The 18,719-nt window shown below is 34.1% G+C and carries 20 protein-coding genes; 4 read left to right on the top strand and 16 right to left on the bottom strand.

Annotation, left to right across the window (positions count from 1 at the left end; translation table 11 throughout):
* Positions 1-76 precede the first annotated feature (76 nt).
* The 4 genes from D2K62_RS02005 to D2K62_RS02020 all read right to left on the bottom strand — a co-directional run bounded on the left by D2K62_RS02005 (position 77) and on the right by D2K62_RS02020 (position 2,988).
* Entirely contained in the window at positions 77-1,078 is a 1,002-nt protein-coding gene (locus D2K62_RS02005) for an LLM class flavin-dependent oxidoreductase (RefSeq protein ID WP_117160836.1), read from the bottom strand.
* Between the two features lie 83 nt (positions 1,079-1,161).
* Positions 1,162-1,392, bottom strand: coding sequence for a hypothetical protein (locus D2K62_RS02010; protein ID WP_117160837.1), 231 nt, complete (start codon positions 1,390-1,392; stop codon positions 1,162-1,164).
* A gap of 91 nt (positions 1,393-1,483) precedes the next feature.
* Entirely contained in the window at positions 1,484-1,696 is a 213-nt protein-coding gene (locus D2K62_RS02015; protein WP_112180937.1) for a hypothetical protein, read from the bottom strand.
* 71 nt (positions 1,697-1,767) lie between these two features.
* Complete coding sequence (locus tag D2K62_RS02020; protein ID WP_117160838.1) at positions 1,768-2,988, bottom strand: Bcr/CflA family efflux MFS transporter; 1,221 nt, start codon at positions 2,986-2,988, stop codon at positions 1,768-1,770.
* A 282-nt stretch (positions 2,989-3,270) separates the two neighbouring features.
* Here D2K62_RS02020 and D2K62_RS02025 point away from each other — a divergent pair, with 282 nt between their 5' ends.
* Positions 3,271-3,627 (top strand): hypothetical protein, encoded by a 357-nt coding sequence (locus D2K62_RS02025; protein WP_198663108.1) that lies wholly within the window; start codon positions 3,271-3,273, stop codon positions 3,625-3,627.
* A gap of 132 nt (positions 3,628-3,759) precedes the next feature.
* Here the strand turns inward: D2K62_RS02025 and D2K62_RS02030 are convergent, their stop codons facing one another.
* Complete coding sequence (locus tag D2K62_RS02030; RefSeq protein ID WP_112180935.1) at positions 3,760-4,578, bottom strand: YitT family protein; 819 nt, start codon at positions 4,576-4,578, stop codon at positions 3,760-3,762.
* A gap of 147 nt (positions 4,579-4,725) precedes the next feature.
* Between D2K62_RS02030 and D2K62_RS02035 the strand changes: the two genes are divergently transcribed.
* Complete coding sequence (locus D2K62_RS02035) at positions 4,726-5,391, top strand: restriction endonuclease (RefSeq protein ID WP_157967306.1); 666 nt, start codon at positions 4,726-4,728, stop codon at positions 5,389-5,391.
* Between the two features lie 58 nt (positions 5,392-5,449).
* On the opposite strand, the gene D2K62_RS02040 is transcribed toward D2K62_RS02035, so the two are convergent.
* A complete protein-coding gene (locus D2K62_RS02040) occupies positions 5,450-5,701 on the bottom strand; it encodes a hypothetical protein (protein WP_112180933.1) in 252 nt (83 codons plus the stop codon).
* 203 nt (positions 5,702-5,904) lie between these two features.
* On the opposite strand from D2K62_RS02040, the gene D2K62_RS02045 reads away from it, so the two are divergent.
* Positions 5,905-7,440: a C40 family peptidase gene (locus tag D2K62_RS02045; RefSeq protein ID WP_117160839.1), complete on the top strand. Its 1,536-nt coding sequence runs from the start codon at positions 5,905-5,907 to the stop codon at positions 7,438-7,440.
* A gap of 65 nt (positions 7,441-7,505) precedes the next feature.
* Here D2K62_RS02045 and D2K62_RS02050 read toward each other — a convergent pair whose 3' ends face one another.
* Complete coding sequence (locus tag D2K62_RS02050; RefSeq protein WP_117160840.1) at positions 7,506-9,179, bottom strand: ribonuclease J; 1,674 nt, start codon at positions 9,177-9,179, stop codon at positions 7,506-7,508.
* Between the two features lie 121 nt (positions 9,180-9,300).
* Positions 9,301-10,020, bottom strand: a complete 720-nt coding sequence (locus tag D2K62_RS02055; RefSeq protein WP_112180930.1) for a 3-ketoacyl-ACP reductase — start codon at positions 10,018-10,020, stop codon at positions 9,301-9,303.
* 195 nt (positions 10,021-10,215) lie between these two features.
* On the opposite strand from D2K62_RS02055, the gene ymzB reads away from it, so the two are divergent.
* A complete protein-coding gene (gene ymzB, locus D2K62_RS02060; protein ID WP_117160841.1) occupies positions 10,216-10,572 on the top strand; it encodes a protein YmzB in 357 nt (118 codons plus the stop codon).
* Between the two features lie 881 nt (positions 10,573-11,453).
* On the opposite strand, the gene glnA is transcribed toward ymzB, so the two are convergent.
* The 8 genes from glnA to hfq all read right to left on the bottom strand — a co-directional run bounded on the left by glnA (position 11,454) and on the right by hfq (position 18,689).
* Positions 11,454-12,788: a type I glutamate--ammonia ligase gene (glnA, locus tag D2K62_RS02065; protein ID WP_112180928.1), complete on the bottom strand. Its 1,335-nt coding sequence runs from the start codon at positions 12,786-12,788 to the stop codon at positions 11,454-11,456.
* Between the two features lie 26 nt (positions 12,789-12,814).
* Positions 12,815-13,207 carry a MerR family transcriptional regulator gene (locus tag D2K62_RS02070; RefSeq protein WP_112180927.1) on the bottom strand — a complete coding sequence of 131 codons (393 nt, stop codon included), beginning with the start codon at positions 13,205-13,207 and terminating at the stop codon, positions 12,815-12,817.
* A 173-nt stretch (positions 13,208-13,380) separates the two neighbouring features.
* Entirely contained in the window at positions 13,381-14,619 is a 1,239-nt protein-coding gene (locus D2K62_RS02075; RefSeq protein ID WP_117160842.1) for a methionine gamma-lyase family protein, read from the bottom strand.
* A gap of 21 nt (positions 14,620-14,640) precedes the next feature.
* Positions 14,641-15,864 carry a GTPase HflX gene (hflX, locus tag D2K62_RS02080; RefSeq protein ID WP_112180925.1) on the bottom strand — a complete coding sequence of 408 codons (1,224 nt, stop codon included), beginning with the start codon at positions 15,862-15,864 and terminating at the stop codon, positions 14,641-14,643.
* A gap of 35 nt (positions 15,865-15,899) precedes the next feature.
* Positions 15,900-16,811: a stage V sporulation protein K gene (gene spoVK, locus D2K62_RS02085; protein WP_117160843.1), complete on the bottom strand. Its 912-nt coding sequence runs from the start codon at positions 16,809-16,811 to the stop codon at positions 15,900-15,902.
* A gap of 195 nt (positions 16,812-17,006) precedes the next feature.
* The gene (locus D2K62_RS02090) at positions 17,007-17,951 is read right to left on the bottom strand and encodes a DUF2268 domain-containing putative Zn-dependent protease (RefSeq protein ID WP_157967831.1); all 945 of its coding nucleotides are present in this window, start codon (positions 17,949-17,951) and stop codon (positions 17,007-17,009) included.
* Between the two features lie 114 nt (positions 17,952-18,065).
* Positions 18,066-18,215 carry a hypothetical protein gene (locus tag D2K62_RS18675; protein WP_157967832.1) on the bottom strand — a complete coding sequence of 50 codons (150 nt, stop codon included), beginning with the start codon at positions 18,213-18,215 and terminating at the stop codon, positions 18,066-18,068.
* Positions 18,216-18,464: 249 nt separating this feature from the next.
* Positions 18,465-18,689, bottom strand: a complete 225-nt coding sequence (gene hfq / locus D2K62_RS02095) for an RNA chaperone Hfq (protein WP_112180922.1) — start codon at positions 18,687-18,689, stop codon at positions 18,465-18,467.
* Positions 18,690-18,719 lie beyond the last annotated feature (30 nt).

An 18,719-nucleotide genomic window follows, 5' to 3' on the forward strand; every position in this document is an offset into this window, starting at 1 on the left:
CGAGACATTCGCCCCTAGTTTCTGACCTCTTTTTATAAAAAATAAATTTATTTAACTTACACTAAGACCGCAATTCTTAATTACCATCTACTACATCTTTAAAGATTTCATACGACCGCTTTTGTACTTCTGGATCATATATATAAGATACAGCCATTATTTCATCTACATTATATTTCTCCTGAAAATTTGTCAATTGTTTTCTTATTGTGTCTTTTCCACCAATTAAAGCTACACTTGACATCGAACTTGCCATTGCTTTCTCTTGCGGTCCCCATATTTGGTCCATGTCTTTAACTGGGGGGCTTAATGGATTTTTAGTACCTCGTACAATATTCAAGAAAAATTGCTGCATGGTTGTTAATTGAAATTCTGCCTCTGCATCACTTTTAGCTGCAATTACATTTAGACAGACAGTCATATAAGGAGCATCAAGGTATTCGGAAGGTTCGAAACGGTCACGATAAATGGCTATCGCTTCTTCCATATGTTTAGGTGCAAAGTGTGAAGCAAATACATATGGTAAACCTAATTTGGCTGCTAATACAGCTGAATCTGTTGATGATCCAAGAATATAAAGCGGAATACGTGTACCTACCCCTGGATGTGCTTTAATATATCCTTGTCCTTCTTCTGGTCCAAAATAAGTGAGTAAATCTTTAATATCATTTGGAAAAGTATTGACGGTATCATTACCCGATCGCCTCAACGCGTTAGCGGTCATCATATCAGTTCCTGGTGCGCGACCTAAACCTAAGTCTAAACGATTTGGATAGATGGTAGCCATCGTACCAAATTGTTCAGCTACTACTAATGGTGCATGGTTAGGAAGCATGACGCCACCAGAACCAACACGAATGTGTTCTGTATGTTCCAAAGTATGTTTAATTAAAATGGAAGTAGCTGAACTTACTAATGTTGGTGTATTGTGGTGCTCTGCTATCCAATAGCGTTTATAGCCCATTTTCTCTGTTGCTTGTGCTAGTTGAACCATATCATCTATTGCATCTTTAGCTCCCTGACCTTCTCTAATAGGCGCTAAGTTTAAGACAGATACAGGTATATTTGTGTGTGACATTTAGCTCTGTCCCTTCTTTCTCTTGATTATTCCCTTATAATAGTAGCACCTTAAAAACAAGGAAACAAACAGAAAGGCTTAGGTTAGTTAATCTGCTTTTTCACATCTTCTCTTATTGATTTAATAATCTCATCTGGCAAACTTGCAGGAATAGATGTGTTATTCTCAAATACCCAAGTATTAACAACCTCCAAATCTGCTTTATTTAACGTGATACTGTAGCGTTTATTATTATTAGTGAAATCCACTGTTATGGATTCTTCGCTATATTGTTCATCATCAATAATCATATTCTTGATTTGATATAAGTCCATGATTTACTCTCCTTAGATAATTTTATACTATGTATGTAATACCCTTCACTCTATTAATGGAGTGAAGGGTATTACCTAAAAATACTATCAATTATTTATTGTTTTGTTGGTTAGAATCTTTTTTCATTGAATTCGTTGTTTTATCTACAAGGTTAGCGGTTTGGTCAACAGCATTCATTGCAATGTTTTCTGTTGCTTGGATTGTATTTTCAGCAGCTTCAAAAGCAACACCAGCCGTATTTTTAACAGCCTTTGCAGCTTTCTTCGCTCCACCTTTTTGATTGTTGTTGTATTGGTTTTCCATATCGTTCACCTCCCCGATCAACAGGGTTAGGATATGTACTTGATCAACAAATTATCCAAAAAAAATAGGAGTTAACTCCCTATTTCTACTTCTTGAACTGTTTGATTTTTAGTTAAAGTAAAGAATGCAACAGCGCCAATAGAAGATGTAATAAATAATATCACGCCCATTGGTATGGCTGTCGTTTCATTAATACCAACAAGTGGAGAAACAAAAGAACCAAGCAATAAAGGAAACATACCTAATACAGCACTTGCACTACCTGCTCGATGCCCTTGCTTTTCCATTGCGAGTGTAAATGAACTGGTCAATACCATGCCCATTGCGGTCATGTAAATGAAAATCGATAGGACAAGCATTGCTAATGGACCTTGAATGATTGTCATAATAAGCAACAATGAAGTCGCACTGACAGCAATAATAACCGCAATTCGCAACAATTTCCTTTCATGAATAATGCCACCTAAACGTCCAATAGTAAAACTACCTGTTATAATTGCTAAACCATTTATACCAAATAAAACGCTGAAAACTTGTGGCGATACATCATAGATTCCCTGATAAACAAACGGCGTTCCTGATACGTAAGCAAAACTGCCTCCATGAACAAAACCTACAACTAATGCATACCCGATAAAGGAACGATCCTTCATTAAATTACCCATTGTACGAATAGAATGTCCTAATGAACTTGGAATTCTTTTCTCAACTGGAAGGGTTTCTTTTAACCGAATTGCTACTGTGACCACGATAATGAAACCTAATAATCCTAAAAAGAAAAATATTGTATTCCAACTTGCAAACGGTAGTAATAAGATGGCACCACCCGTCATTGGGGCAATCATTGGTGCTGCTGCATTAATGACCATTAATAGCGCAAAAAATTTCGTGAATTCTCTTCCAGTAAAGACATCACGGACGACGGCACGCGATAGAACAATTCCAGCAGAAGCAGTAAGTCCTTGTAAAAATCGAGCTAGTATTAAGGTAGTTATATTCGGCGCAATTGCACATAGTACTGATGCTAATGCAAATAAGGAAATCGATATTAATAAAGGTTTCCTTCTCCCCTGTGCATCACTAATTGGTCCTACAATTATTTGACCAACTGCAAGACCGATTAAACATGTTGTTAAACTTAATTGAACAAGTGAAGCACTGGCATTTAAATCACTTGCTATATCTGGAAAACTAGGCAAATACATATCAATATTAAGCGGACCTAGTATCCCGAGCATACTGAGCAGAAAAGCTAATGCTAACCGCTCTTTTCCTGTTGGGTTATGTAACATGATTTTAAACGCACCTCTTCTACTTTTTAATAGACAACTATATAGTTTATGACAGACGGCTAATCTTGTCCAGTAAATGATCGGATTTAGATAGCAATAGGTATAAAGGAATAGCGTATCTGTCTGATTTTAAACTATATTAGTAAATATTTAGGATTTTTAAATCTTATTATTCTATCTTTTGACATATTGCACGCAATGCTTTTACATCTTTCTGATCAAGAACAGGCACTTACATCCACTAGATGAATATCCTATATTTTGAAAGGAGTTGAAGAAGAAGTGAATGTTGAACACCAAGATCTGAACAACGCTGAACAATACCAATATAGAAATATGCATGATTCCTGTGAAAATTTTATGCATCACCATGTTCTTCTTAACCATCAAGATGGAAGTTCTTTTGACGGGATAATTGTTAATGTAGATCTTAGTAATGTTACGGTATTGGTTGGTGAAGATATGCTCGAAGATGACGCAGAAAATAACAGATATGGTAGCTATGGCTATGGTCACCCATCAAGAAGATATAGACGTTACAGACCTAGAAGGTTTCCATTGGCAAGTTTAGCCGCCCTGTCCTTATTACCTTATGTATCCCCAGTCTATCCAGGATATTATCCATATCCTTACTGGTAAGTAGAAATGGTAGGTATATTGATTCAAAAATAACAAAGTCCAATTTCTATAAAGGGGTCAGGAACTGCAACCAAAACACTTCGACTTGTAGTCCTGATCCCTTTTATATTTAATTTAGTATGTTTTTTTTTATTAATTTCGCCTAAAGTTACCCATTACCTCAACCGTTTCAGTAATACTCACAAAAGCAGTGTCATCTACTTTCTTAATTAAAGACTTAACTAATGCTAGTTCGTAGCGAGAAATCACAGTGTATAATACTTTTCTTTGAGAATTAGAATAACCCCCTTCACCGTTCATAACTGTAATACCTCTTATCAAATTTTTTATTAACTCATCTTTTAACACATCACCTTTACTTGATACGACCATTAAACTTAATTTAATATGACGTGTATGCACTCGATCAACTACAATTCCACTAATATAAATGGATGCCATTGTATATAAGGCAAGATCCCAAGAAAAAATAAATCCAGAAATAAAGACGACAATACTATTTAAACCGAATATCATTCCGCCAAGTGGAATATCATGTTTTTGCGTGATAACGAGTCCAATAATATCAGCACCACCAGATGAAGCATAAAAACGTACGATTAGGCCAACTGCAATACCTATAATAACCCCTCCGAACACCGAGGATAATAATACATCGTCGGTTATCTCTACGACAGGAATATACTGCATCGACATAGATGTCACAAAGACACAAAATACACTATTCATAATAAATTGCTTACCTAACTTCAACCAACCTATGATGAAAATAGGTACATTTAATACCACAAGCCAAATACCACTGTTTATCGGGGTTAATAAACCAAAAATCATTGCAAGACCCGTTACACCACCAGATAGTATTTCATGAGGAAGTAAGAACATATTAAAAGCAAAGCCTAAAACAATAGAAAATACGAAAAGAATACTATATTTATATAGTTGAAACATCTTGCTCACTCCGATCATTTAATAAATGAAACTTATCGTGCATTTTAATGGTATTTTCAAAGAAAGTAAAGAGGTAACTATCTATTATGTATATTTCATTAAATTATGGAGAACATAAAAACACTTAAACAATAGAAGGTGATGAGTATGTTCAAATATTACATAAAACAATTTTTGAAGGTAAAAATGTTTAGACACTGGGATTTTAATGACAAAGTAAAATTCTTTTCAATAACAAATCTGCTTATGTTGACTTTAGCAATCTCATTTAATGAAAGTGACATCTTAAATACTTTTTTCACAGTTTTCTTCTTGACTTCCATTTCTTACTTCATTTATTTAATTGGAAAGCAAATGCTTAGAAGAATAATGGTATTTTCTTCTAAGCCAGCCTACTTTAAGAATAAAAAATTTCTGATTAACGAAATTAATCAAATGAGTAGTGACGAATTTGAGGAGTTATTATCACATTTATTCAAGCAGCAAGGCTATCAGGTGAAACAAATACCAAAGTCAGATGGAATTGGTGCCGACTTACTTTTAAAAAAGGAAAAAGATGTAATAGTTGTTCAAGCTAAACGAAGATCAATTGAAATCGGTGCTTCAGCAGTTAAGGAACTTGTTCTTGCTGCAGAGAATTATAACGCTAACAAGAAATGGATCGTTACAAATAGAGATTACACAAGTGACGCAATCCTACAAGCACACTTAAAAAGCGTTACATTATTGAATCGTGATGACTTATTGCAAATGCTCAAAGCATATAATACACCACAGAAGAGACAGAAAAAGAAACTTACAAAAGAAAGCTGAAAGATCAAATTAGGACCAAGCATATATTATGCTTGGTCCTAACTCCCCTTCTAATTAATTAATTTAAATGAATACCATACTCATCTTCTAACTTTTTATATACTTCCTTCAACTTTGGTTTTTTACCGACAATGTTTCTAATTTGATAAGCTAGATTTATTAAATCTGTATTTTGCTGATCTTCCGGTAGTCGTTTTTCTGATTGATACGTTTCGTATAAAGTATTATCCAATAAGCGTAAGATAGAATATTGTGTCTTTACCGCCTGTAATAAAAGTTCTTCTTTATATTGTGAATTTGATTCATCCATTATTCGCTTCTCCTTTAAATTTAGTTACTTCAGCTAACTATTCTTTTGTATCCACTATATTACGCGATAACCTCTTTATTCTAATATAACACTTATATTTTTTCCTGTTGTATGTAACACATTACTGTGAAAATTGATAAATTTTCCTCTGATATTCTCCTAACTTTATTGGCATTCTAAAAGAATAGGTGGTGATTTTTAGAATGGACTTTATAAGAAGTCATAGATTAGAAAAAGATCAGGAAGGATATACAGTCATTCTCTTTTTAGATCAGAACTTCTCTGAATTTTCTAGTGAACTTGGAACCGACAATATGAATTCTTCTAAAACAAATGAGAACATGAAGGATTATGTAGCAGATCGTTATCCCAATAAAAAGGTAAATACAATTAAAGTTTTTTTAGGTTCTATTTTAGTAATGACACTTGCGTTTGCAAATGAAACGGAAGTATCTGCAAGTACAAAAGCTCCTCTACCTAATAAACTGACAGATATAGAAGACCCTAGTACTTACAGCGTAAAAAGTGGCGATTCCTTGTTCAAAATTGCGCAAACATATAATACATCTGTCGACTTGATTAAGCAAAAAAATAATTTATCAGCTAACACGATTTATATTGGACAAGTTTTATCCATTCCAACTCAAAAAAAAATCGAAATAGAAACCATTTCTTATCAAGTAAAACCAGGAGATACATTATCTCAAATTGCCAAAAGACATCGCACAACAACAGATGAAATAAAACAAATTAATCAGTTATCTTCGGATATGATATATGTTACGCAAATGTTACAAATACCATCTTCTACAGGTCAACAATCGTCGCCTGATTTATCCAGTACACATCAAGTAACAGCAGGGGATACATTATCAGGATTAGCAAAACAATACCATGTAACAGTTTCTCAAATAAAGCAACTAAATAACCTTTCATCGGACCTGATATATACAGGACAATCATTAAAAATGCCACATGTGCCATCAAATCAAATACCCACCGTTCAAAGCAATTATACTGTAGTTTCCGGAGATACACTGTCTGGAATTGCGAAACAATACAACATAACGGTTGCAGAATTAAAGCTTACGAATAATTTGATAAGCGATACAATTTATATCGGTCAACAAATTCAACTACCAATAGGTGGTGTCGACGGAATCTCTTCCCCACCTAACCTAGAACAAATCAATACGCAATTAGAATCGGTACAAGCAAATTTAAAGATACTAGGATTTTACAATGGAGATGTTACAGGAGTTGATGACACAAATACAGTACGAGCAATTACAGCATTCCAACAAGCATATCAACTACCCATTACCGGAAAAGTAAATTCTAGTACACAACAAGAATTAGAGAATGCGGTCATAAAACAAGATTTAGTGAATGATATGTCAAATTATACAGGTGTTCCGTACGTTTGGGGAGGCACTAACCCCTCTGGATTTGATTGTAGTGGATTCGTATACTTCATGTTTAACCAGCATGATGTGGAGATGACCAGATCGACATCAAGTTCGCTTTACCATACAGGAACCTCCATTAGTAAAAATAATTTACAACCCGGTGATTTAGTGTTTTTCGCAGTAAATCAACCAGGTACGATATCGCACGTTGGTTTCTATACAGGAGAAAATAGTTTTGTTTCTGCAACTTCTTCTAAAGGTATCTGGGAATACGACATGGATAACGCTTACTGGTCTAACTATTACGAAGGAGCAAAGCGCGTTTTTTAATCCACCTTAAAAAGTCATACAAACAAAAAGATGCTACGCTTTATAACGCGTACCATCTTTTTTAGTTAAACTTCAATAATAATCGGTAGGATCATTGGTTTTTTCTTTGTTTGATTAAATATATATTTCCCTACAGATTTCCTAACATCTTGTTTAATTGCACTCCACTGACTTTTAGATGACTTTTCAAAATCCTTAACCGTTTGTGTTATTAAATTATTCACTTCTCCCAGTAGTTCTTCTGAATCTCTCATATAAACAAATCCACGAGAAATAGTATCTGGTGATGAAATGAGTTTCTTATCATTCTTACTCATCGTTAAGACAATAACTAACATACCATCTTCAGACAGCTGTTTGCGATCACGCAAAACCACTTCTCCTACACCACCGATTCCAATCCCATCGACGTATGTATTTCCCGCTGGTATTGTTCTCGTTTGTCGTGCAATAGAGTCATCAAGATCAACAACATCGCCGTTATTAAGAATAAATGTGTTGCCCTTCTCTACTCCAACTGATTCTGCTAATAATCGATGTTTATATAGCATGCGATATTCACCGTGGATTGGAATGAAATATTTTGGTTGCATGAATGTAAGCATCAATTTTAAATCCTCTTGATAACCATGTCCCGATACATGTAAACCAGATGAACTCTCAGCACCATAAATCACTTTAGCACCAATCAAAAATAAATTATCTACAATTCGTGTAACATTAGTTTCGTTGCCTGGTATTGGTCCAGCAGCAAAAATCACTGTATCATCAGCAAGAATATCAACACCTCTAAAGTTACCAGTAGATAAACGTGATAGTGCTGCAAGTGGTTCACCCTGACTTCCCGTACAAAGAATCGCTACTTTCTCGGGAGGCAGATCATTAATTTCAGCTTGATCGATCAACATATCATCTGGAATATCTAAATAACCACGCTGGGTTGCGACTTCTACAACATTCAACATACTCCGACCAAGAAGTGCAAGTTTACGACCTGTTACTTGTGCCGCATCTACAACCTGTTGTACGCGATAAATATTTGATGCAAAAGTTGAAATAATAACTTTACGCTCTGCTTTTTCAAAAGCTTCAATAACGTGCTCACCAACTAGTTGTTCAGATGGTGTTAAACCAGAACGTTCAGCATTAGTGCTTTCTGATAAAAGAAGTAGTACTCCCTCTCTACCAATCTCAGCCATCTTGTGAATATCTGATTTCCGATCATTTGCAGGCGTTAAATCAAACTTAAAGTCACCAGTATGCACAATATTTCCCTCTGGTGTTTTGAACACAATACCCAGACAATCTGGAATACTATGACTAACTTTAAAAAAGCTTACTTCCATTTGATCAAACTCCAACTCGGTGTGTGAATCAATCTCAACCAAGTCTGTTTCTCTTAATAATTTGTGCTCCTTTAATTTAATTTCAATTAACCCTAATGTGAAACTGGTTGCATAAACAGGTACCTGTAGTTTTTTTAGAAAAAAGGGAATAGCCCCAATATGATCTTCATGTCCATGTGTAACAATTAGTGCTTTCACTTTATCTTTATTATCTACTAAGTACGTAATATCTGGAATGATTAAATCAATCCCTAATAAACTTTCATCAGGAAATTTATTTCCGCAATCAATTACAAAAATAGCTTCACCATATTCAATAGCGTACATGTTTTTCCCAATCTCACTCAAACCACCTAGTCCGAAAACGGATATTGTTTTATTAGTCTCACTCAAATAAATGTCCTCCCATCGTAAATAATACTTTAGTATGCCCCAATAAGTGGACAATTATGAATGATTTCCATAAAAAAAGACCCATAACAATAGTTATGGAATCCTTCTTTAGTCTACCTTCTTATGGATTAGTTGACCATAAACCTGCAGTTTTGATAAATGCACGTGGGTGTAATTTTAATTGTCCAATAATAAATTCTGCTAAATCTTCTGGCTGCATAACTTTTTCAGGATTACCATCAGTCAAATTATTGGAAACCGCAAGCTCCGTGGCAACTGTACTTGGTGTTAATCCACTTACGCGAATATTATGTTTCCGAACTTCCATTGCTAACGACTCCGTTAAACCAAGCAATCCAAATTTCGAGGCACTATATGCACTTGTTACAGGAGCACCCTTTTGTCCTGCAGTTGAGGCGATATTGATAATATCTCCACCGTTTTTTTCTATTAATTGTGGTAATACAGCTCTTGTTACATAATATACGCCCATTAGATTCACATCAATAATATTTTTCCAATCTTCTGGATCTAAGTCAAGAAACCCACCAAACTTAGCTGTACCAGCATTATTAATTAAAATGTCCGTCGATCCTAGTTCATCCGTTAGCTTTTTAACAGCCGCTTCGACTTGCTCAAGTGACGCTACATCAACTGTTGCATAAGCAACTTTCACTCCAAACGCTTCAATCTCTGCTGCGACATTTTTAAGATCCTTTTCAGTTCGGGCAAGCAATCCAACGTGGACACCTTCTTTCGCTAATGCAATGGCTGTTGCTTTTCCAATACCTTTACCTGAACCAGTAACGAGCGCTACTTTACCTTTAATTGATTGTCCCATATAAAATGACCCCTCTTCTTAAAATATTTGATTCGATTCGTTCAGCGATAAAAACTAATTTACATTAATTGATTTTATCACAATAAAGTGATTTTTTATAATTTCAATTAGGCGAGGAAATAAACATTATCTTTTCTACACACTATCGTATTTTTTTGAGTTAATTCGGAAATATAATGGATAGGAGTGATAACGATGACACAAAAATACATGTCTATTGAAGATTTTAATGAAACACTTAAAGAGTGGACAGGCAAAACAATTGAAATATCGAAACACGAACTTGAAGATGATGATAACACGATCTTGGAGTTAACATCTATTTCTTATTCAAAGGATACAAGAAGGCTCGATGAATACGAACCAATGCATACATTACAATTGAATGGTTCAGGTGACATCAAAACAGATGAAGAGACACGACAGGCCCTTCCATCATCTTTATATGAAATACCAATTGAAGACACAACCATTTACAAATTTGAAGATTCAACATTTACATTGATCACGGACAGAGGAACCTATACCATTAAACTTGCAACAGATAAATAATATTACATTAAATATACCTGACCCTCTAAAGCACTAAGAGATGTGCTAAGGGGGGTTTTGACGTTAAATTTATTATTTTAATAAAATAACCTTATAATTACTTGCTAAATGCATTAGGTTAATTTATATTATTCTAAACAGTAAATTTTACCTTAAAATATAATTCATGGTAAATAAGTATTCTAATTTTATTTGGATCTATGGTTGCACTTATAATTCTAATTAAAACTGTTGCAACTATTGATTATAATAATGAAATTTTATAATTAAAGGAGATTTTACATGCATACATTCAATTTTAATAATGCTTTAATTTTGCTTATACTTATAGTTTTAGTAGGCTGGTTCATTTTAAAAATCATTAAAAAATAAAAACATAAAATAGCAAGTTATTTATATAATCGTAACTGAAAAATTCATTCATCCTTCTGTTCATTTATTCTTTTCACTTTGCTAATAAAGCTGGAAAAAATAACAAATAACAAAAACACAGCAAAAAACCATGTCAAAATAGAGTTCTCTAAATTAAAAATACTGTTTAATAACAAAATAACTAAAATGTACGCTATATAAATTAAATAAAAGATTCTAATGTTATCACCTCTCTATAAAATGATCGTCAAAATTGAAATAAATTTCTTTTTATTCTAGATTATTTAACAAAAAAACACAATAATAAAAATCCACTTATAACAAATTTATCAAATAGAGAAATTTTTAGTGTGTATCGTACATATTTATTTTAAAATCTCCGAAAACTTAATTAAGATACTTAGTTCGTGGGTGTTTTGTGAGTGCGTTCGCGGCTGGTGTAATTACTCTAGTAAAATCAAAACAAACAAAAACCCCTTGATGCTTTAAGCATCAAGGGGTTTTGCCTATTAATATGTTTGCATGTATTGTTCTCTTTCCCAAGGGTGTACTTGCGTTCTAAACATGTCCCATTCGATTTCTTTAGATTCAACGAAATGTTCGAATAAGTGGTCACCAAGAGCTGAAACTAATACATCATCACCTTTAAGTAATTGTACTGCATCATATAGAGTAGCTGGCAGATCTTGAACGCCATTTGCTTCTCTTTCCTCTTTGTCCATTACATATATGTTGCGGTTGATAGCTTTTGGAGCGTCTAGTTTGTTTTCGATACCGTCTAGACCAGAAGCTAATAATACTGCCATTGCAAGGTATGGATTAGCAGCTGGATCTACGCTACGAACCTCAATACGTGTGCTCAATCCTCTTGAAGATGGTACACGAATAAGTGGACTTCTATTAGAACCAGACCAAGCAACATAACAAGGTGCTTCGTAACCAGGTACTAAACGCTTATAAGAGTTCACTGTAGGGTTTGTAACTGCAGTAAAGCTTAATGCATGCTTAATGATACCAGCGATAAACTGATAAGCAGTTTCACTTAATTGTAATGGACCATTTTCATCCAAGAATGTATTCTTGCCATCTTTGAATAATGACATATTACAGTGCATACCAGAACCGTTTACACCGAACAATGGTTTAGGCATGAAAGTAGCATGTAATCCGTGTTGACGTGCAATTGTTTTAACAACTAATTTGAACGTTTGAATATCGTCAGCATGTTTTACTGCATCTGCATATTTAAAGTCAATTTCATGTTGTCCTGGAGCAACTTCGTGGTGAGAAGCTTCCATTTCAAAACCCATTTCTTCAAGTTCAAGAACGATATCACGACGGCAATTTTCACCAAGATCTGTTGGTGCTAAATCAAAATAACCACCATGGTCATTCAAGTCTAGTGTTGGGTTACCATTTGCATCTAGTTCGAATAAGAAAAACTCTGGTTCTGTACCAATATTAAATTTAGAAAATCCTAGTTCTTCCATTTTCTTAATATTACGTTTTAAGTTATAACGTGGGCAACCTTCAAAAGGCGTACCATCTGGATTATAGATGTCACAAATAAAACGAGCGACTTTACCTTTTTCAGATGTCCAAGGAAATACTACGAAAGTATCTAAGTCTGGATATAATTTCATATCTGATTCTTCAATACGAACAAAACCTTCAATTGATGAACCATCAAATACCATTTCATTGTCGAATGCTTTGTCTAATTGGCTTAAAGGAATCTCAACGTTTTTAATTGTTCCTAGTAAATCCGTGAACTGAAGACGGATAAACTTAACGTTTTCCTCTTTAATCTGTTGCTTGATTGATTCTTTAGTGAATTTTGACATGCTTTCCTCTCCTTTAGATAATCTTTTTAATGGAAAAACCGTGATAGCTCTCCCTGCCTCAACGAAGCCTTGCCTAACCTACCTGAATCTAGCAACTCTTTTTGGAGTATTTTTCTGAGTTCCTTTTCTGTTAATTCAGGTGGGTTTTGTTCATCTACTACTTGTGTTTTGGGCAAGTCTTTAACAGATAAGACTTGTTTAATTCCAGCCAAGTTAATTCCTTTATCGATTAGTTCCTTTATTTCTAAAAGACGATCTACATCATTAAAAGAAAACAAGCGCTGATTACCATCAGTACGAGCAGGATGAATTAAATTGTGTTCTTCGTAATACCGAATTTGTCTTGCTGTTAAATCAGCCAAAGATTTGACTATACCAATGGAAAATAAGGGCATTGAACGTCTATCAATCTCGCTCATAACCTCAACCCCTTCCTTACTTGCCTTTCCATATTTCTATTATACATTCGCCAATATAATTGTCAATACGTGTGAGCTTTCTTTACATAAAAATATTCAAAAAATTTATATTATTACACGAATTCGCATAATTTTAACCCTATTTTTCCACTTATTGGTTTAATCTTTGTTGTTTACTTGAGAAAGCCCTTTTTAAGAAAACTTTCAATCGCTTCTATTATTGCTATTTTTACATGCGCATATACTAAACCACCTTGAACATACGCTGTATATGGTGGACGGATTGGTCCATCAGCTGTTAATTCAAGACTTGCACCTTGAATAAATGTCCCTGCTGCCATGATTACATCATCCTCATATCCAGGCATAGCAGCTGGATAAGGCATTACATGTGCATTAATTGGTGACGATTTTTGGATAGATTGACAAAAAGCAATCATTTGTTCAGCTGTGTCAAAAGTAACAGATTGAATCAGATCTGTTCTTTTGGCATTATAAGCAGGTGTAGTCTTAAAACCAACTACGTCTAACATCCTTGAAGTGAATACAGCTCCTTGTAATGCTTCACTTACAACATGAGGCGCTAGAAATAAACCTTGAAACAGTTCTTGTGAAATCCCTAAACTTGCTCCAGTTTCTTTACCTAAACCCGGTGCTGTTAGTCGATTAGCCGCTAATTCTATCAAGTCTTTCTTTCCTGCGATATAACCACCAGTACGTGCAATTCCACCACCTGGATTCTTGATTAAAGAACCTGCTATTAAATCTGCTCCTACATCTGTTGGTTCTCTTTCTTCGACAAATTCACCATAGCAATTATCAACAAATACAATCACATCTTCTTTAATTGACTTTACATATGTAATCATTTCTTCTATTTCATCAATTGTAAATGATGGACGATCGGCATATCCTTTAGAACGTTGGATACCAATTACCTTTGTATGTTTATTTATTTGACTTTTTACTCCTTGCCAATCTATCTGACCTTGATTTGTTAATGAAACAGCTTGGTACTCAATCCCAAAATCAATTAAGGAGCCATTATTTTTACCACGAACCCCGACCACTTCTTCCAAAGTGTCATAGGGAGAACCTGTAATATATACTAGTCCATCTCCAGGTCGTAATATACCAAAAAGCGCTGTCGTAATCGCATGCGTACCAGAAATTAACTGCAAACGAACGAGTGCGTCTTCTGTATTAAATACAGAAGCATAAACTCGTTCTAGTCCGTCTCTACCTACATCATCGTATCCGTAACCAGTTGTAGGGTTAAAATGACTCTCACTAATCTTTTGATTGCGAAATGCATTTAATACCCGTAGCTGATTGCGCTCTGCAGTTTGTTGAATTTTCCTGCGTTCTATCTCAATATCTTTCTCTACTTGGATAATCTTTTCATCTAACATTTGCTTGGTCCTTTGCTCCTTCTAGCTATACTGTAATGGATGACCATCAGGCATATAACCTTGTACTAGATACGTTTCTTCATCTTCATTAAATTCTTGTTTTGTCATTAGCGTATGATTTCGAAAGGACAACAATTTTTTACCTTCTGTAGCTGAGATGATCTTTTCATAAAACACCCATTGCTCTTTTAATATTTCTTCTGTCTTTAACAATGTTTGATTTCGATCTTCTTGGCTTAGAGCACTAATTAAAATTGATGGATGTACAGACGGAATAAAACCTGTTGTTAACAAATCCTTTTTGTTATAGATCATTAAAGAAGGAATTGTGTCTGCGTCTAAATCCTTCAACAGTTTTTGTACTGTCTCATAGTGCTGTGGGTAATCAGGATGGTTTACATCAATTACGTGATAAATAAAATCCGCTTCTCTTACCTCTTCTAACGTAGAACGAAAAGCAGCAATCAATGCCGTTGGTAAATCCTGCATGAATCCAACTGTGTCAGTCACAATTGATTGCAAACCAACTGGAAATTGCATTTGTCTAGACATCGGATCTAACGTTGCGAATAATTGATTTTCTTCCATTGACTCACTTTTTGTTAAGCGATTAAATAAGGTTGATTTACCAGCATTCGTGTACCCTACAATCGCAATTTGAAAAGCTTTATTTGTTTTACGACGTTTACGGTATTGTGCACGTTGGTTCACAACAGTTTCAAGTTTTTCTTTCACTTCATCAATTCGACGATTAATATGACGTCGATCTGTTTCAAGTTTCGTTTCACCTGGTCCACGTGTACCAATTCCTCCACCTAATCGCGATAAAGATGCACCTTGACCATGTAACCTTGGAAGCATGTATTTATACTGTGCTAACTCTACTTGTAATTTACCCTCTCTTGTGTGGGCACGTTGCGCAAAAATATCTAGAATCAATTGACTACGGTCAATAATTGGTATTTCTAATTTTTCATTTAAATTTCGCATTTGACTAGATGATAATTCGTCATTCGCAATAATTAAATCAATTTCATGCTCCTCAATTAATTCCATTAATTCTGTTAGCTTACCAGATCCTATATATGTAGCGGGATGAATCCGATCCCGCTTTTGAATAAGCGTTTCAATAACTTTACCTTTAGCTGATTCTGTTAATGATTTTAACTCTTCAAGTGAATAATATAGTCTTTCTTCATCACTCATTTTTTTATGAACTGCAATTACTAGTACATTTTCTACCATATCTTAATCCTCTTTTCTTCTATGAAGCAATACTTCTATTCTAACACAATATCTTTAACTGTAATCAACATTAAATCATCTGTACTATAATGTCGTTTTTTTAATAAACGAACAGCTTGTTTCCGAATTGCCTTTTCAATCATATTTCGCACTAAACGTGCATTAGCAAAATTGGCGTGATTACTGTCACGCTTTGCTTTAGTTAGATGTGTTCTTAACTTCCATTCTGCTTCTTTTGTTAATTGATATTCTCTTTCGGCAGTCATTTTATGCGCTATATTAATTAACTGATCAATAGAATAATCATCAAAGTCTAAAACAATCGGAAAACGTGAACCAAGACCTGGATTCATAGATAAAAAATATTCCATTTCTAACGGATACCCCGCCAATATTAAAATAAACTCCCCATGATGGTCCTCCATTTGTTTCACTAGTGTATCAATCGCTTCCTTACCGAAATCTTTATCGCCACCTCTAGCTAAAGCATAAGCTTCATCTATAAATAGTATACCTCCAAGTGCTTTAGTTACTAAATCACGTGTTTTCTTAGCCGTATGACCAATGTACTCTCCAACTAAATCAGCTCGCTCTGCTTCAATAAAATGACCTTTTGACAACATATTTAACTCGCGAAATAATACGGATAATTTACGTGCAACGGTAGTCTTTCCCGTACCAGGATTCCCTTTAAATAACATGTGTAATACTTGTGGTTGTGTTTTCATCCCAGCTTTTTCTCTTTGTTGATTAATTTGTACATTTGCATATATTTCTTTGATGTTATCTTTTAATAAATCAAGACCAACAAAACTTGAAAATGCTTGGTCTAACTGTTGAAAAGGGTCATAAATTTTCTCGTCACTACTCCCTAATCGCTCGCGTTGATCTTGCAAGACAATATTTATTTGATTTTGTTTAGGAAAAGATACTTGCGATTCCACCATCAATCACCCCTTACCATCCACATTATACGTGGTATAAGCCTAGTGTGTGACACATGCCTATATAAAAAAGTATTGGAGTCTATAATATTTAAATTGAATAGATAAACAACTTGATTTAAAAGAAGCTACACATATTATACATATCTAAAATCGTGTGGCAAAGTCAATTAAGGGTATCCCATACTTTACGATTTATTATTCTTGGTTCTTTGCTTCATATTTACTTTTTTCGAGTATTTCATCTGCTGACATCTCCGTCCACTCTTCAATAGAAATACTTGGATTTTCTTGAATAAAACTATCCATAATTTTGTTACCCATTTTATAATTAGAGGTATCTAGAATCCCTTTGCTAGAATTCCCGTAAAATAAGTCATCTTTTATAGAAGCATTAATAGAATTTAAGTTCTTTTCTAAATAACTCCAAGTGTTTTCTTCCTGACTTTTCGTTGAAAAATCATTCCATGGTGTCACAACTTCTGGATACATAATTTGTGCAAACGTATCCGCTTTACCTTCCAACATAACCTCTTCCAAAACTGTTGCATTTGTCCCAATCTCGTTTTTCTCAAAGAAAACAGCATGCTGATATTCGTGGGCAACAACAAACTTTAAAATATCCTCATCAAGAAATGGTGGAGCAATTTGAATGGTGATAACGTTTTGATCCCACGTCATACCCGTAACACCTTTCAACCACTTCATCTTAGTCACATCATCTGGACTTGCAAGGAGTATGTATACTACTTTATCATCTTCAGAAGAAAGTTCATCAGTTGATTTTTTTAAAGCATCAATTATTAAGTCATTGATTTTATTATTATTTTCATTCAGATAAAGAAGATATTCCTCAAGGATCTTTGGGCGAGTAGGCGTCCCAAACCCCCATTGCTTGGAAATGAATTCTCCATAATCTTCACCGAACACACTTTTTGTAAATGGTTCTAGAACCGTGTCAATATATAATGTATCTAAATTGTCAGGATGGTTTTCAGCCTCTTTAATATATTGTGAAAACTCCTGATAAAAATTCACAATTTTATACTCATTCTCATTATACTTAAAAATTATTGGTTCTAAATTATTTGTTGAATTTGAAGGTGTATCACTTTCTGTAGTGCCATTAGAACAACCAATCATAAGAATTAAGCTACTTATTAACATAATGAAACAACATATTTTTTTAATTTTAATCACCTTCTAGTAACAGTATTAGATAGAGTTAATTTTAATTTAGCGTTACTTCTAAATAAATTAAAATCCTTCCCATATAATTCGTATCAACCTACCGACACCTCTTAGCGTCCATCCAACTAGCCTGAATGGTAATAAAATAATTTCTGGTATCCAATAAGTCATTATTTCTAAGATATCACTTTTTCTCCCCCGTTTTTTCTTCTCCAAAGTCATCCCTCCTGAATCTATCCGTCTCGTTAACATTCTTAGATAAGTAATTCACTCTTATAAATAACCTTTGAAAAATACCTTTATTAATTTAGTAACCAATACAGTTTGGGCACGTTTCTAGCAAAGTTACTTTTCCAATAACTATTAATTAAATTATAAAGAAGAATTTTTCAAAAAATAACTCCCTTTCCAATTATTAATTATTTGGAAAGGGAGCCATGGTGGAATATAGTATTTCTACTTAACTTACTCTTTTTCTAATGTAACATTTTTAACTGGCGCGAAAGTAGAGATTGCATGTTTAAAAATTAATTGTTGCTTTCCATCCGTGTCTAATAATACGGTGAAATTATCAAATGCTTTAATAGTACCTCTTAATTGAAAGCCATTTGTTAGAAATATAGTAGCTTGGATATGGTCTTTACGTATTTGATTTAGGAATTGATCTTGAATATTAACAGATTGTGACATATAGTTTCCTCCTCTTTTCTATCTCTATTA

The sequence above is a fragment of the Paraliobacillus sp. X-1268 genome, from assembly GCF_003426095.1.
GTDB classification, from domain to species: Bacteria; Bacillota; Bacilli; order Bacillales; family Amphibacillaceae; genus Paraliobacillus_A; species Paraliobacillus_A zengyii.

Coding starts and splice junctions, on each gene's coding strand:
- D2K62_RS02005 (WP_117160836.1), bottom strand. CDS start 1,078: ATGTCACACACAAATATACCTGTATCTGTCTTAAACTTAGCGCCTATT.
- D2K62_RS02010 (WP_117160837.1), bottom strand. CDS start 1,392: ATGGACTTATATCAAATCAAGAATATGATTATTGATGATGAACAATAT.
- D2K62_RS02015 (WP_112180937.1), bottom strand. CDS start 1,696: ATGGAAAACCAATACAACAACAATCAAAAAGGTGGAGCGAAGAAAGCT.
- D2K62_RS02020 (WP_117160838.1), bottom strand. CDS start 2,988: ATGTTACATAACCCAACAGGAAAAGAGCGGTTAGCATTAGCTTTTCTG.
- D2K62_RS02030 (WP_112180935.1), bottom strand. CDS start 4,578: ATGTTTCAACTATATAAATATAGTATTCTTTTCGTATTTTCTATTGTT.
- D2K62_RS02035 (WP_157967306.1), top strand. CDS start 4,726: ATGTTCAAATATTACATAAAACAATTTTTGAAGGTAAAAATGTTTAGA.
- D2K62_RS02040 (WP_112180933.1), bottom strand. CDS start 5,701: ATGGATGAATCAAATTCACAATATAAAGAAGAACTTTTATTACAGGCG.
- D2K62_RS02045 (WP_117160839.1), top strand. CDS start 5,905: ATGGACTTTATAAGAAGTCATAGATTAGAAAAAGATCAGGAAGGATAT.
- D2K62_RS02055 (WP_112180930.1), bottom strand. CDS start 10,020: ATGGGACAATCAATTAAAGGTAAAGTAGCGCTCGTTACTGGTTCAGGT.
- ymzB (WP_117160841.1), top strand. CDS start 10,216: ATGACACAAAAATACATGTCTATTGAAGATTTTAATGAAACACTTAAA.
- glnA (WP_112180928.1), bottom strand. CDS start 12,788: ATGTCAAAATTCACTAAAGAATCAATCAAGCAACAGATTAAAGAGGAA.
- D2K62_RS02070 (WP_112180927.1), bottom strand. CDS start 13,207: ATGAGCGAGATTGATAGACGTTCAATGCCCTTATTTTCCATTGGTATA.
- D2K62_RS02075 (WP_117160842.1), bottom strand. CDS start 14,619: ATGTTAGATGAAAAGATTATCCAAGTAGAGAAAGATATTGAGATAGAA.
- hflX (WP_112180925.1), bottom strand. CDS start 15,864: ATGGTAGAAAATGTACTAGTAATTGCAGTTCATAAAAAAATGAGTGAT.
- spoVK (WP_117160843.1), bottom strand. CDS start 16,811: ATGGTGGAATCGCAAGTATCTTTTCCTAAACAAAATCAAATAAATATT.
- D2K62_RS02090 (WP_157967831.1), bottom strand. CDS start 17,951: ATGATTGGTTGTTCTAATGGCACTACAGAAAGTGATACACCTTCAAAT.
- hfq (WP_112180922.1), bottom strand. CDS start 18,689: ATGTCACAATCTGTTAATATTCAAGATCAATTCCTAAATCAAATACGT.